The 265-nt window shown below is 55.8% G+C and carries 2 tRNA genes; both read right to left on the reverse strand.

Annotated features, from left to right (window positions below):
• Window position 1 precedes the first annotated feature (1 nt).
• A tRNA-Ala gene (locus OGX80_RS00595) sits at window positions 2-77 on the reverse strand.
• Between the two features lie 108 nt (window positions 78-185).
• Window positions 186-262: transfer RNA gene (locus tag OGX80_RS00600), tRNA-Ile, on the reverse strand.
• Window positions 263-265: the final 3 nt, after the last annotated feature.

Genomic DNA, 265 nt, shown 5'->3' on the forward strand with positions numbered 1-265 from the left:
ATGGTGGAGCTATGCGGGATCGAACCGCAGACCTCCTGCGTGCAAAGCAGGCGCTCTCCCAGCTGAGCTATAGCCCCATATGATGTAGTTAAACCTCATCCCCAATTCGTTTCCGGGCGCGGCGTGGTGAAGCGAAGCATACTGAGGTATGCGAGCTTTGCCACAACAAAGCACGGGAGCGAATTTGGTAGGCCTGAGTGGACTTGAACCACCGACCTCACCCTTATCAGGGGTGCGCTCTAACCACCTGAGCTACAAGCCTGTA

Origin of the sequence: Citrobacter sp. CK194 (assembly GCF_030333395.1) — a bacterium.
Classification (GTDB): domain Bacteria; phylum Pseudomonadota; class Gammaproteobacteria; order Enterobacterales; family Enterobacteriaceae; genus Citrobacter_B; species Citrobacter_B koseri.